This is a genomic window from Pseudomonas sp. AE27 (assembly GCF_037113495.1).
GTDB lineage: Bacteria > Pseudomonadota > Gammaproteobacteria > Pseudomonadales > Pseudomonadaceae > Aquipseudomonas > Aquipseudomonas palmensis.
The window spans coordinates 5476122-5488672 of the sequence record NZ_CP146966.1 but is presented as its reverse complement, the minus strand read 5'-3'; the positions used below and the strand labels follow the sequence as shown (position 1 = coordinate 5488672).

Sequence of the window (12551 nt, the reverse complement as noted above, 5' to 3'; positions counted from 1 at the left end):
GCCGATTGGTTGGTGGGAAATTGCGCCCCACTTGACCACTCATTTGCATTGCTACTGACCACTCGTTTGCATGGGATATGACCAGCCGTTTGCATTCGACTTGACCAAAATTTGCGGTAGCGGGCACCGGCAGAGAACGGCCAAAAGCGGACGATTGCTGGCAGGTATTCAAGCTATGTCCCCAGGCCCTGGGGAAATAGCTTGGGGTTTGAGAAAGCCTGCTTAAGGTGGTCGTACACCAATCGCACCCGCTTCGATACAGGACCCTGCTGCGGGCGGTATATGAACAGATCCCATGGTGCTGGAGCGTGATCAGCCAAAACGGCAACCAGCTTTCCTGACCGCAGATGAGGCTCAGCCAGATAGGCAGGAATTTGGCCAAAACACATGCCTGCCAGGGTGGCTTCCAATTCCGTATCTGGATCATCACAGATAAGCGCTGGCTGCCTGGGCGCGAACGTTTGCCCGTCGGCAAATAGCCAAGGCCAAGGGCGGCCATTTTTCCGGTCGATCAGGACTGAAAGTGGCAGCTTAGCTAAGGCATCCAAAGATTTAGGTGGTGTCTTTTGGCCTATGAGAGACGGGCACGCGACAACGTAAAACGGCACGGGAGCTAAGGCACGTGCAACGTAGCGCCGGTCGCGAATAACCCCCACCCGGATACCAATATCGATATGCGCTTCAACGGCATCAGTCATCTGATCTTCCAAGCGGAGATCGAATTGCAGGTCAGGATGTGCAGCGGCCAGGGGCTGAAGAAACGGTATTAGGAAGCGCCTGCCAATAGCATGTGGAGCCGTAATCCCCACCCTACCTGACAGCTCAGGCTCCGTCCTGTGCGACCGGAATAGCGTATCGAAATGATCCAGAGCTGACCTGGCATCTTTGGCGTAATCCTGACCGAAAGCAGTGATGCTCACCTGGCGGGTATTGCGGTGGAACAGTGATTCGCCAAGCTCAGTTTCCAGGGCTTGAATGGCTCGAGTCACCCCTTGTGGGGAGATGCCTAATCGAGTTGCCGCTTCGCGGAAGCTACCTGCCTCTGCTGCTGTGCAAAAAATCCTAACCATCTCCATGCGGTTAAGCATGTTGCCCCTCCCATTTATTCCATTTTCAGGAATAGCATAATCCAATCATTTCCATTTATTGAGATCAATCATGGGTCTAAAGTTTGCGCACTGCCAGGTTAACCAGCCATGGCGAAGTACAAACCCGCCGATGAGGTTCTCAGCATGAGCAATAACATTTCTGGAAAAGTTGTCGTTATCACCGGTGCCAGTAGCGGCCTGGGTGAGGTTACTGCACGCCACCTTGCTGCGCTTGGCGCTCGCGTAGTGCTGGCTGCACGTCGCAAAGATAAACTCGACGCATTGGTGGCTGAGCTGACCAATGCAGGTGGTCAGGCAATCGCGTATCAGACCGATGTTACCTCTCAGGAAGAGGTCAAAACGCTCATTCAAGGTGCCGTGGACACCTACGGTCGCATTGATGTACTGATCAACAATGCCGGACTGATGGCGATTGCACCGCTCAGCGATACTCGCACTGACGAGTGGGATCGCATGATCGATATCAACATCAAGGGTCTGCTGTACGGAGTCGCGGCTGCATTGCCAGTCTTCCAGAAACAAAACAGTGGTCACTTCATCAACATCGCATCGGTTGCAGGCCTGAAGGTGTTCAGCCCAGGTGGCACCGTGTACAGCGGCACCAAGTTTGCTGTGCGGGCTATCTCCGAAGGACTGCGTCACGAAGTCGGTGGCAGCATCCGCACCACGACTATCGAACCGGGCGCCGTGGACTCCGAACTGAAATTCGGCAGCACCCACCAACAGAGCCGCGATTTCGTGGTGGACTTCTACAAGCATGCAATTCCCGCCGAATCGGTCGCTCGAGCTATCGCCTTCGCAATTGAGCAGCCTGCTGACGTGGATATTAACGAGATCGTTCTGCGCCCAACCGTGCAGGAATTCTAATGAGTTGAGGGCCTGTCTCTTCGGCGTCAGGCCCCGCTTATCTGGAGTGAAAAGCGGTGAGTGCCACATGGCCCGGAAGAAAAGAAGCAAGCGCTCGATGTAGGTGCTGAATGCCCTGCTATTGTTCAGCAGCTTGCAGCTGTTAGTGGGGCTGACAACGGATTGATGGCAACGGTTATGGAGAGCTATCTACGGGAAGAGTTTCCCAGTAGCGAAATCAGGAGCGATTCGCAGAACAAGTCCATTGACGAGACCATCTCCATCGTCCGCTCCTACCTGCGGTAGAGGCACCAGGGTGCCCTCGGTGAGGGAAAATTTAGTTAGCTAGTAAAGGAAGCGACATCATGAAATCACGTGCAGCAGTTGCCTTCGGGCCTGGAAAGCCACTGGAAATCGTCGAGATCGACGTCGAGCCGCCGCGCAAGGGCGAGGTGCTTGTCAGGATCACGAATACCGGCGTTTGCCATACCGACGCCTTCACCCTGTCGGGCGAGGACCCGGAAGGCGTGTTCCCGGCGGTGCTGGGCCATGAGGGCGCCGGCATCGTGGTCGAGGTCGGCGAGGGCGTGACCTCGGTCAAGCCGGGTGACCACGTGATCCCGCTGTACACCGCCGAGTGCGGTGAGTGCCTGTTCTGCAAGAGCGGCAAGACCAACCTGTGCGTGGCGGTGCGCGCCACCCAGGGCAAGGGCGTGATGCCCGATGGCACCACCCGCTTCAGCTACAACGGCCAGCCGATCTACCACTACATGGGCTGCTCGACCTTCAGCGAATACACTGTGGTGGCCGAAGTCTCGCTGGCCAAGATCAACCCGGACGCCAATCCCGAGCATGTCTGCCTGCTGGGTTGCGGTGTGACCACCGGCATCGGCGCTGTTCACAACACGGCCAAGGTTCAGCCGGGTGACTCTGTGGCCATCTTCGGCCTCGGCGGCATCGGGCTCGCTGCGATTCAGGGGGCACGCCAGGCCAAGGCAGGTCGCATCATCGCCATCGACACCAATCCAGCGAAGTTCGAGCTGGCTCGTACCTTCGGCGCGACCGAATGCCTCAACCCGAAGGACTTCGACAAGCCGATTCACGAGGTTCTCATCGAGATGACCGGTTGGGGTGTCGATCACACCTTCGAGTGCATCGGCAACGTCAACGTGATGCGCTCGGCACTGGAAGCAGCACATCGTGGCTGGGGCCAGTCGATCGTCATCGGCGTGGCTGGTGCAGGCAAGGAAATTTCGACGCGCCCGTTCCAGTTGATCACCGGTCGCACCTGGAAGGGCTCGGCTTTCGGCGGGGTCAAGGGCCGCACTCAACTTCCCGGCATGGTGGAGGACGCAATGAAAGGCGAGATCGATCTCGCCCCGTTCGTCACCCACACCATGGGCCTCGACGACATCAACAAGGCCTTCGACCTGATGCATGAAGGCAAGTCGATTCGCACGGTGATCCACTACTGACCGCCCACTACCCATTCAACGCCAACCACCAAGGAAATTAATCATGTCCACTCCTGTCATTTCTGGCGATGGCATCTTTTCGCACATCTTTATCGGCGCTGCCGACCTTCAGAAGTCGGTCGCGTTCTTCGACGCCGCTCTGGGTGCTCTTGGCATCAAGAACCTCGGTCCTTTCAACAACGGATGGGTACTTTTCGGTCGCGAAAAGCCGGCTTTCATCATCGCCCGCCCGGGCAATGGTGAAGCGCCTTCCAGCAACGGCGTGACGATCGGCTTTGCGGCCGCCACTCCCGCTGAAGTGGATGCCTTCCACGCCGCCGGCCTTGCCGCAGGCGGCACTGACGAGGGCCAACCTGGCGCACGTGGTCACCTGCCGGGTGCCTATGCGGCCTACCTGCGTGATCCGGCGGGCAACAAGGTCTGCTCGTACACCTTCGTCTGAAAGCAAGGAAGCTGAGAGCGTTCTGACAGGGTCAGCACAAGCCTCTATTATACGGCGAGCCTGTTAGATGGACTGTGTAACGCGGTGCCTGCTCATGAAGATCGGCCCGCAGCCATGTGTGAAACGCATGGCTGCGGGCATTTGTTTTGAAGCGTGCTTTTCAACCAATGAGAAATGAGGTCGTTAAGAAAGAGCCGGCCAATATCAATACGACGACCGTACAACCCACCCCGACCGCCACCGTGTACGGCATGCCGGCCTATGCCGATCGTGCTGCAGCCGTGGGTGAAGTGCATGCGCGCCCGCATCTGTTGCTTCAGGCCCCCCGCGGTATATTGCAGCTCTCTTTCATGACCGAAGGCGACCAGGCCAGGGATCAGATGGCGATGAGCGAGTTATCTCATCGCTTCGGCGTTGCCGAGCCCGACCACGCTACGCCGCTACACGGCGTGACATGGGATGAGGGAGACCTTCACTGTGAAAAGCACACCGAGTTCTCTACGTATCTCTGGTGCGCTTCGCTGGATTCCAAGACGGGAGAGCCTTGCGGAGAAAATCCCTTCAAACATGGATTTGTTCCTCCGGGCCCGGTCGTATCCGGCATCCGCTTGAGACTTCTTCCGTGGATGCCAGAAACGGAGAAGGAGGCTGATCGCTTCGATCCTGCCAGCCTGTGCTACTCGCTGGTAGAGAACGGCTCTGCCGCCATCTTGACCGACTTCCGACAGGATGAGGATGGCCTGACGCAGATCCTCATCCTTGCTCGTGATTTGACCCCGGCGCGGGCAGGTGCGCTGGCTCAACGTCTATTGGAGATCGAGACGTACCGTACCTTGGCGTTGCTGTCTCTGCCGTTGACGCGATCGATGACGTCGGAGCTGCGACGCATGGAGTCGCGCCTTGCAGCGATCACTGACGAGATGTGTACGAGTTTGGTAGAACGCCGCGATAGCGACGTGCTGCTTTCCGAATTGACCGGTCTGGCCGCCGAACTGGAAGCTGGCGTCGCGGCAAATCTCTATCGCTTCGGCGCCAGCCGTGCCTACTACGAGATCGTCGAGGAAAGGCTGGCTGCGCTTTCAGAAGTGGCCGTATCCGGATACAGCACCTGGGCGGACTTCCTGCAGCGTCGCATCGCTCCAGCCATGCGGACGTGCCAATCCGTAAAGGAGCGCCAGGCCAAGCTCTCCGACAAACTGACCCGAGCCATCGCGTTGCTGCGTTCGTGGATCGACGTCGAACTTGAACGCCAGAACCGCGATCTGCTGGCTTCGATGAACAACCGGGCCAAGTTGCAATTGCGCCTTCAGCAAACCGTCGAAGGCCTGTCGGTCGCGGCAATTTCTTATTACGTCGTGAGTCTTCTCGGCTACCTGCTCAAGGGCATTCCGATCGTTCACGACAGCGTGGCGCCGGTGATGGCGGTTCTGGTACCTGCGGTGATGCTGACGATCTGGTGGATCGTCCGCAGGATAAGACACGCCCACAGCGACACGGCGGCGGAAGAGAAATCTTCCTGACGAGCTGCCGTCCTGGCGCGCGATAGCTGCGCCGTCCGTTTGAACAGAGAAGAACAACATGCCAAGCAATTCTTTCGGTGAATCCTCTTGTACCGCTGCGGCCTGCATTGAAGCGTTTGTAGACCTTATTCCAGTAGCCAAACGCCTTGGGCAGGTCTCTCCAGGGACATCCCGTGCGCATGCGGTACAGCATGCCCTCCACGGTCATTCGTAGATCACGCTTGTTGTAGATGGCCTTGTGCAGCAGAATTTCCCGCAGCTTCGACCAATGCTCATCGCTGAGCAGTAATCGGGGCATTGCAAGCTCGTATCGATGTTGGGTCAGAGCTTCAACGATACGGGCTTGCTCTTATAGATCAATGGGTTAGCGCGAAATGGCAACAGACCCTAGCAAACCAGTTCAAATAACGTGGCGCAGTAGTTTTATCAGGTCCAAATGCGCCGTTTGGCCTGCGTCAGTTTCCCGGCGGTCTCCAGCTGTACATACACCAAACGCCTCTGGTCATCCACCGCGTCGCAACTCCCTGACACCCCGGCCCAGCTTGCGGCGCAACAGGGCTCGCAGGGTCGCCCCATCCGAATACCCGACCTGTGCGGCGACCTGATCGACGCTGGCGTTTCCGGTGCGCAAGAGATGGACGGCATGCTCCACGCGCAGGTCCTGGAAATACGACAGCGGTGTCTTGCCCAAAACGCTTTGCAGCCGCCGCGCCAAGGTGCGCTCGCTTGTGCCCGCGGCGCTGGCCGCCTCGGCGAGCGAGAATCCCTTCGCGAGCCGACTTCTGGCCCAGCACTCGAAGCGCTCCACCATCGGGTCGGCATGCGCAAGGTGGTCGGGAATCACGAACTCGGCTTGCGAACTGCGTGCCTCGACCAGCAGATAGCGTGCCACCAGGGCCGCCAGCGCCGGACTGCGCCCGCGGATGATGCGCAAGGCCAAGTCGACGTGGGCCAAAGCGGCACCCGCGGTTGTGAAGCGTGTCGAGTTCACGATCATGCGTGACTCGTCCAGCGTGACGTTCGGATAGCGCTGCCGAAACATCGGCCCCAGCCACCATGACGTCGTCGCACGATGCCCATCAAGCAGGCCGCTCTCTGCAAGCAAGAAACTACCGGAGCAGGCGGCACCAAGGTGCGCGCCAGCGGCGGACCACTGCTGTAGCACGGCGACCGCATCGGGCACGTCGGGGCGTGTGAGCCGAGCCGAGAGCGTGTCAGGCATCTTTTCACCAAACGCGGGCACGAGCACGACGTCTGGTTCCGGCACACCACGCGCAGTGACCACGGGGACCGTCAAGCCTTGCGCAGTTCGGATGCGACGCCGCACGCCCACCAGCGTGAGCTCTATGTGCGCGGGAGCCTGTGGCAGCGAGCCCGACATCGCATTGGCCAAGCCCACTGTGTCGGTGAGCGCCGCAAGCCCCAGATCAAACACGCCATCACAAACAAGGATGTGGATTTTCATGGCAACAATGATATCAATGTTGTCATTATTGTCTATAGAGATGGCTGTCATGAAGACTTAGACTGCAGGCTCGTCGATCCATTCATCTAACCCAGTTACCCAAAGGATTACAGTATGACCAAGCTCGCCCTGTTTGTTCGCCTCGAAGCCAAACCCGGCCAGGAGGCTGCGCTTGCCGACTTCCTGGCCAGCGCACTGCCGCTCGCCAACGCCGAGTCCGGCACCACTGCCTGGTTCGCATTGAAGTTTGGCCCTTCGACGTTCGGTGTGTTCGATGCCTTTGCCGATGAGGCAGGTCGCCAAGCACATCTGAACGGCCAGATCGCCGCGGCCTTGATGGCCAACGCCGCGACCTTGCTCAGTTCTCCGCCCAATATCGAGAAGGTCGAACTGCTTGCAGCCAAACTGCCTGCATGACAACCCGGCCTTGACCAAATCAGGTCACGCTGCAGGATGGGGGGCACAAGCTCTACGCAGCGATCCCCCCCTCGATTGCACTTGCCCAGGGAGCTACCTTCCACAGCGATTGGGGGGCAATATTGCAGCCAGAACTTCCAAGCTGCGTCAGCAAGCAGGGGCAACATCAGGGCTGGCTGTGATGTTCCGATTCGTCGGGTAGTTATCGAGAAGTACCGACTGTTTGCAACGTGTCGGTACCGAGAGCCGTCTGGGCGAGCCAGATTTCCGGCCCATTGGAAGTCCGCAGTCCGCAAGCGCGGATCGATCGAGCGATTTGTTGAAAATCAACGACCTAGCATCGGGCCGTTCGGGCCGTTCGGGCTAGTGAGGGTTTCTGGGGGGCGTAACGATTCGAACTCCTGCAGGGGCTCGGTGGGGTGGAACCCTGCGCCAAACCTATGTAACTCAGCGCCTTGCGACCGCTGCAAACTCCTGCGGAAAGGTGCGGAATCCGGACCTTGATGCCCGCAATCCTACCAGTTCTGCCCTGGTCGGGTCACCAACCGAGCGCATCAGACAGGGCGCCAGTTCTATTCCCGTTTGGGAATTGAACCCGCGTCAGCATCCACTCATCCGACGTTCGATCAGGCGGTGACGAACCGCTCCCGAAATGCTCGCCGGACCTGGTCGTAAGGCACAGGGCTGGTGGCGTGCGGGACCAGCGCGCTTCTGTCGCCGATGAGGTAGTTGATCCGGTAGGTGCAGTTTCCGGAGGGGTGCAGCATGCCGGCAATCACCCGGTCGGGATTCAGAACCCGCTCCTGGATCAGGCGGTCCAGCACGCTCTGGACCTACGGCCCCAAGCCAACGAACATGGCATCTTTCAGTTCTTCGACTTCCGCCGCGAAGTGCTACAGCAGGTACTTCCTCAGCAAGGGGTGCTTGGTCATATCCGGTGAGCCACGGTAATCGTCGTCCTTTACGAATACCGGATAGCGCAGACATTGATTTTCGTGCGTTAGAGAGGGCCTCGCTGCCCAAAAGCCTCACGCGCAAACTCCAAGAAGCTGCGCAGCTTTGGAGTCATTCTTCGGTCAGGGGCATAGAGGATGTGCATTGCGGTATTCGGCACCGGGTACTGCGGCAACAGACGCACCAGTGTCCCATCGCGCAGTGCATCGCTAACCAACTCTATCGGCTGTAGAACCACGCCTAGACCAGCTACAGCCGCTGCCAGCAGTGGATCACCTTGATTGATCGTTAATTTGCTTGTAATAGGAACATCTATACGCCCCTCCGGGCTGTCGAAGCTCCAGTGTGAGCGGCCATCAGAATAGGTAAACCCCAGACATTCCTGCTGCTGTAGATCCCACGGATTGATGATGGGAGGGCGACGTGCAAGATAGGACGGCGCAGCGCATAAAACCATCTGATAGGGCTCCAGTGGCAATGCCTTCAACCCACTGCTCGCCAGCTCGCCGATGCGAAATACCACGTCGTAACCATCATCAACGATATCGACCAGTTCGTTCGATAACGTTAGGTCAACAGACACCTGAGGATACCGAACCATGTATTCCAGCAGGCGTGGCGAAAGCGTGCGGATTCCGAACGTGACCGGCGCGTTGATGCGAAGGCGGCCGCTTGGTGTGCCCCGAGTGAGGGCAGCCAGGCTCTCGGCAGACTGCATGTCTGCAAGGATCAGTTTTGCTCGCGGGTAGAACGCCCTGCCGAAGTCGGTGAGGCTTTGCCTGCGCGTAGTCCGGTGCAGCAGGGAAACACCCAGATGTTGTTCGAGCATTTTCACCTGTTTCCCTACCAATTGAGGGGACAGATTCAGGTCGTCCGCAGCGGCGCTGAATGAACCCAGCTCAACTGTTTTGACGAACGTGGCCATCTGGGTCAGGCGATCCATTATAAACACTCTGTTTCTAGTAATACGCCATCGTAGGCATTTATCTAGCGCCAACCAATGACTAAATTTTTGACACCTTTCGAGTGCCCGGATACCTTCCGGATGTACGTCGAGGCCCATTGATAAACGAGGTATTTATGATGGCACGCATTGTCAGAATTCATGAATACGGTGACGCCAGCGTTCTGAAGCTGGAAGATCTGGAAGTATCGGCACCAGCAGCAAACGAGGTGCAAATTAGTGTTAAAGCTTTTGGCTTGAACCGAGCCGAAGTGATGTTCCGCAATCACGCATACCTACAAGAAGCGGAGTTCCCCAGCCGCTTAGGCTACGAGGCCGCAGGCATCGTAACGGCAGTTGGGAGCGACGTAACCGAGATCACGATTGGTGACTCGGTCGCTCTGATCCCACCTCTGGATATTGCTCGCTGGGGCACCTACGGCGAGTTGGCCAATGTACCGGCCCACCTGGTGGTAAAGAGCCCTGAGAACTTGTCCTTTGAAGAGGCTGCGGCGTCTTGGATGCAGTACGTCACCGCCTGGGGGGGATTGATTGAACAGGCGAAGCTACGTCAGGGCGATTTTGTCATCGTTACCGCCGCGTCAAGCAGTGTTGGCTTGGCCGCCTTCCAAATGGCTCGTATGGTCGGCGCCACATCGATTGCGATCACTCGAACTCACGCGAAGAAGCAAGCCCTACTTGATGCAGGCGCTGCGCATGTCATCGTCAGCGATGAAGAGGATATCGTCGAGCGTGTTATGACGATAACTGCCGGTCAAGGCGCTCGCGTTGTATTCGATCCTGTAGGCGGGCCGTCCTTGGAACCTCTCACGCAGAGCATGGCGCGGGGCGGAATTTTGCTGGAGTACGGCGCACTTAGCTCTGAACCGACACCATTCCCACTGTTTACCGTGCTGGGCAAAAGCCTGACTTTGAAGGGCTATCTCTACGCAGAGATTGTGGCCGACCCTGAAGCCCTAGAGAGAGCAAAGGCTTTTATTCTGCAAGGGTTGGAGTCCGGTGCGTTGCGCCCGATCATCGCAAAGACATTCACACTTAGCGACATCCAGGATGCCCATCGTTTCCTTGAAGCCAATCAGCAGATCGGCAAGATCGTGGTAACTGTCTGACCAGCAATTATGGGGCTGAGAGCGTAATCCTTCGGCCCCGATTCAAGCCAGCCCTGATGACCGCTTTTGGCCGATTCTGTGTATCCGTCCGGCCAACACACCTTCTTGGCCCCGACGCCAAAGGCGATGGTGTCCACCTGATTTAAGTGGACACCATTTCTAGCCTTTTATGCCGCTGGGCAAACCTATTTTCCCGAGGGCGTGGCGCGGCCGGGTTGGTATCAGCCAACGGACAGAGGTGTTGAGCGCAGGCTGGGAGAAAGACTCGCTTGGCTGCGCTCGCTCGATGATGAGACGCCGCCAGAGGCGGACGCCTGATCGGTCCATCCGAAACCTGCCCATCGTGATCTCACAAACTACAGGATAAGCACATGCCAGCCTCTTCTTTTGGTGAGTCCTCGGCGCATATCAGACGGAGACGCGTTGCCCACTATCTACGCACGGAGTCTGGCGCTGCGGTGCTGCTGGTGATCGTCACGGTTGTGGCGCTCGTGTGGGCGAACTCGCCGCTATCTAACGCCTATTTCGAGTTGTGGCACCTAGACGTCGGGTTCAACTTCGGGCCACTGCGCCTACACATGGATCTGCATCACTGGGTCAACGACGGCCTGATGGTCGTCTTCTTCTTCCTGATCGGACTGGAGGTGCGTCAGGAGTTCGCCCACGGATCGCTCCGTGACCGCAGCCGTGCCCGCCTCGCCCTGATCGCGGGGGTCACGGGAGTCGTGCTTCCCGCGCTGGTGTATGTCCTGATCGTGAAACTAGCCGGAAGTGAGGGCCTGCACGGGTGGGGTGCGGTGGTCGGCACCGATACGGCGTTCATGCTGGGCACCTTGGCGATCGTCGGCCCGCGGCTATCGGGTCAGTTGCGCGTGTTCCTGCTCACCCTGACCGTGGTCGATGACTTCCTCGCAGTGTCCATCATCGGCATCGTCTATAGCGAGGAGATCCGGATCGTCCCGTTGCTTATCGCCCTCGCCAGCCTCGTTGGATTGTGGTTGTTGGGGCGCACCCGCCAGTGGCGGGCGACGCCGTATGTGTTGATCGTGATCGTGCTGTGGTTCGCAACCGTGTATTCCGGCATCCATGCCTCCCTCGCCGGGATGGCCGCGGGGCTGCTGATCCCCGCCTATGCGACGCAACGTCACGGGGTCGTTGCGGCAAGACAGTTGTTCCGTGACTTCTGGCAGTCTCCGAGTGCCGCATCGGCCCGCGCGGTGGACTGCGGGCTGTCCCAGGGTATCTCGGTGAATGAGCGGCTGCACGAGTTCCTGCGGCTGCCGACGGCGCTGCTGATCGTGCCGGTGTTCGCCTTGGCGAACGCCGGGGTGGACCTGCGTGGCGGGCTGCTCGCCGAGGCCTTTGGCTCGCCAGTCACGTGGGGCGTCATCGCAGGGCTCGTGCTCGGCAAGCTCCTGGGCATCGGGCTCACCACGCTCGTCGCCATCCGTCTCGGCCTGGGCCGGCTGCCCGAGGGCGTCGGGGTGGGGAGCGTGTTCGGTGGGGCGGCGCTGTCCGGGATCGGGTTCACCGTGTCGCTGCTCATCATCGGGCTCGCGTTCGGCACGACCTCGGACCTGGGCCGCCAGGCGACGGTCGGCGTGCTCGTGTCGATGGTGTTCGCCACGTTGCTCGGGTGGCTGATATTCAAGGTCGCCGCTCTCAAGTGGGGGGAGGAGACTGCCGATTTGCCGATGGTACTTGAGCCACCAGTCGATCCGGAAGTCGATCACATCCGCGGTCCGGAGGACGCCCAGCTCACGCTCGTGGAGTACATTGACTTCGAGTGCGCGTACTGTGCACACGCCACCGGTTCGTGGGACGATCTGCGCGCCCACTTCGGGGACGACCTGCGGTATGTGGTGCGCCAGTTGCCGCACCACCCCCACGGGCCGATCGCCGCGCGGGCGTCCGAGGCGGCATCGAACCAGGGGATGTTCTGGCCGTGGCTGGACTTCGTGTTCACCCGTCAGCATGCGCTGGAGCGAGAGGACTTGATCGGCTACGCCGCCGAGCTGGGTCTTGACATCGATCGGTTCATCGCGGATCTCGACAGTCCCGCAGTGATAGAGCGTGTCGAGCGTGACCTCGTCAGCGCGGTCGCCAGCGGTGCGCACGTCACTCCTACGTTCTTCATCCAGGGTCGTCGTCTGCTCGGCAGTTACGACGCCCGCACTCTCACCGCAGTGCTCGAAGCCAGTCGCCGCGGCCCTCGCACTCAGGAAGTCCCGTCCTGAGCGGGGCGAACTA

At 59.1% G+C, this 12551-nt stretch carries 12 protein-coding genes and 1 pseudogene; 8 read left to right on the top strand and 5 right to left on the bottom strand.

Annotated elements, in window-relative coordinates; translation table 11 throughout:
* Window positions 1-173: 173 nt before the first annotated feature.
* Window positions 174-1088, bottom strand: a complete 915-nt coding sequence (locus tag V9K84_RS25245; protein ID WP_023082113.1) for a LysR family transcriptional regulator — start codon at window positions 1086-1088, stop codon at window positions 174-176.
* A 144-nt stretch (window positions 1089-1232) separates the two neighbouring features.
* On the opposite strand from V9K84_RS25245, the gene V9K84_RS25240 reads away from it, so the two are divergent.
* From V9K84_RS25240 to V9K84_RS25220, 5 genes are all read left to right on the top strand, one after another.
* Window positions 1233-1976, top strand: coding sequence for an SDR family oxidoreductase (locus V9K84_RS25240; RefSeq protein WP_031633346.1), 744 nt, complete (start codon window positions 1233-1235; stop codon window positions 1974-1976).
* Window positions 1977-2036: 60 nt separating this feature from the next.
* Complete coding sequence (locus V9K84_RS25235; protein ID WP_031633345.1) at window positions 2037-2261, top strand: metal-sensing transcriptional repressor; 225 nt, start codon at window positions 2037-2039, stop codon at window positions 2259-2261.
* A gap of 59 nt (window positions 2262-2320) precedes the next feature.
* Window positions 2321-3430 (top strand): S-(hydroxymethyl)glutathione dehydrogenase/class III alcohol dehydrogenase, encoded by a 1110-nt coding sequence (locus V9K84_RS25230; RefSeq protein ID WP_003291553.1) that lies wholly within the window; start codon window positions 2321-2323, stop codon window positions 3428-3430.
* 43 nt (window positions 3431-3473) lie between these two features.
* Window positions 3474-3872 (top strand): VOC family protein, encoded by a 399-nt coding sequence (locus tag V9K84_RS25225; protein ID WP_047280114.1) that lies wholly within the window; start codon window positions 3474-3476, stop codon window positions 3870-3872.
* A 167-nt stretch (window positions 3873-4039) separates the two neighbouring features.
* Window positions 4040-5392 (top strand): DUF3422 family protein, encoded by a 1353-nt coding sequence (locus tag V9K84_RS25220; protein WP_047280115.1) that lies wholly within the window; start codon window positions 4040-4042, stop codon window positions 5390-5392.
* 103 nt (window positions 5393-5495) lie between these two features.
* On the opposite strand, the pseudogene V9K84_RS25215 reads toward V9K84_RS25220, so the two are convergent.
* Both V9K84_RS25215 and V9K84_RS25210 read right to left on the bottom strand, forming a co-directional pair.
* A pseudogene (locus V9K84_RS25215) lies at window positions 5496-5690 on the bottom strand (transposase); the annotation flags it as partial.
* A 204-nt stretch (window positions 5691-5894) separates the two neighbouring features.
* Window positions 5895-6908 carry a helix-turn-helix domain-containing protein gene (locus tag V9K84_RS25210; RefSeq protein ID WP_047280116.1) on the bottom strand — a complete coding sequence of 338 codons (1014 nt, stop codon included), beginning with the start codon at window positions 6906-6908 and terminating at the stop codon, window positions 5895-5897.
* A gap of 63 nt (window positions 6909-6971) precedes the next feature.
* Here V9K84_RS25210 and V9K84_RS25205 point away from each other — a divergent pair, with 63 nt between their 5' ends.
* Entirely contained in the window at window positions 6972-7274 is a 303-nt protein-coding gene (locus V9K84_RS25205; RefSeq protein ID WP_007182542.1) for an antibiotic biosynthesis monooxygenase, read from the top strand.
* 626 nt (window positions 7275-7900) lie between these two features.
* On the opposite strand, the gene V9K84_RS25200 is transcribed toward V9K84_RS25205, so the two are convergent.
* Both V9K84_RS25200 and V9K84_RS25195 read right to left on the bottom strand, forming a co-directional pair.
* On the bottom strand, window positions 7901-8098 hold the full coding sequence (locus tag V9K84_RS25200) for a hypothetical protein (protein ID WP_023082110.1): 198 nt from the start codon (window positions 8096-8098) through the stop codon (window positions 7901-7903).
* 176 nt (window positions 8099-8274) lie between these two features.
* Window positions 8275-9171 carry a LysR family transcriptional regulator gene (locus V9K84_RS25195; RefSeq protein ID WP_013970892.1) on the bottom strand — a complete coding sequence of 299 codons (897 nt, stop codon included), beginning with the start codon at window positions 9169-9171 and terminating at the stop codon, window positions 8275-8277.
* A gap of 140 nt (window positions 9172-9311) precedes the next feature.
* Between V9K84_RS25195 and V9K84_RS25190 the strand changes: the two genes are divergently transcribed.
* Both V9K84_RS25190 and nhaA read left to right on the top strand, forming a co-directional pair.
* Window positions 9312-10301, top strand: a complete 990-nt coding sequence (locus V9K84_RS25190; protein WP_042927614.1) for a zinc-dependent alcohol dehydrogenase family protein — start codon at window positions 9312-9314, stop codon at window positions 10299-10301.
* A gap of 458 nt (window positions 10302-10759) precedes the next feature.
* Window positions 10760-12538 carry a Na+/H+ antiporter NhaA gene (gene nhaA / locus V9K84_RS25185; RefSeq protein WP_228770635.1) on the top strand — a complete coding sequence of 593 codons (1779 nt, stop codon included), beginning with the start codon at window positions 10760-10762 and terminating at the stop codon, window positions 12536-12538.
* The last annotated feature ends 13 nt before the right edge of the window (window positions 12539-12551 follow it).